General features: G+C 39.7%; 2 protein-coding genes. Both read left to right on the top strand.

Annotation, left to right across the window (positions count from 1 at the left end):
* Positions 1-540, top strand: a 540-nt coding sequence (locus CVN76_RS01025; protein ID WP_157805409.1) for a GerAB/ArcD/ProY family transporter, incomplete at its 5' end; no start/stop codon positions are given.
* Positions 541-757: 217 nt separating this feature from the next.
* The coding region (locus tag CVN76_RS01020; RefSeq protein ID WP_157805408.1) for a hypothetical protein at positions 758-947 on the top strand (190 nt) is incomplete at its 3' end.

Genomic DNA, 947 nt, shown 5'->3' with positions numbered 1-947 from the left:
GACATTATGAAAGGAACCAGAAGTATCTCCTTAACGATGCTTGGTTTTGAAATGCTGCTGATGTATTATCCATTCATAAAAAAAGCAGAAACATCACAAAAGTTTGCCCATGGAGGAGCATTAACCACTACTTTGCTGGCTTTAACCGTCTATTTCGTTTCAATCGCCTTTTATCCACTCAAGCTGCTTACCCTTACCCTATGGCCAACCTTAACCTTGACCAGCATTATTGAATTGCCCTTCATTCAGCGGTTCGAGTACATAACCATTTCTTGGTGGGCCATCATTATCATCCCCAATATGGTCATTCCCTTGTGGGCTGCCAGCAGGGGGATCAAGCGCTTATTCAATGTCCAGCAAAAATACCCCTTATGGATCATGTCCATCATCATCATCCTGATCAATATCTTTTATTACGATATCGAATTATTGTATGTACTAAACAAAATAATCAATCCATACAGCGTCGGCTTCATTGTTTTATATATACCGCTCCTATTTGTTCTATTAAAAACAAAGAAATTATTGAAGCGCTCTTAAACGTAATGGAACAAATTCTTTTAGCTGCCTTGTTGGCAGCTTTTCTTTATGGCCGTTTTCGCATCCTTCTGCAGTGGAAGATCACTTATCTTACCAGGGAATGGTTGGTTCGGAAGATGAAGCCGAACGGTGGTTCAATAAGTGGGAAACAATGGGTAATATATGATGTCGTTTATTCATACCCTGTTTAAAATGCTTTTTTTATTAAGGAGGACGGATGAATAAATTCCAGCCATTGATGTGGATTGTGTTTACGACGATGATTGTCATATTAGTAGTGCCTTCCATTTTGGTAGTTTCCTTTTCAAATCATGCAAAAAAGAACCTGGATGCGTCAACAAAGCAGGATGTGAGTGAATCGACGTACACGAAAGAAAATTCGTCTGAGCCATCCACCGACGTTTCGG

Source organism: Bacillus sp. mrc49, from assembly GCF_002803435.1.
Note: the sequence above shows the minus strand (reverse complement) of the source record. Positions and strands in the feature narration are given on the sequence as shown.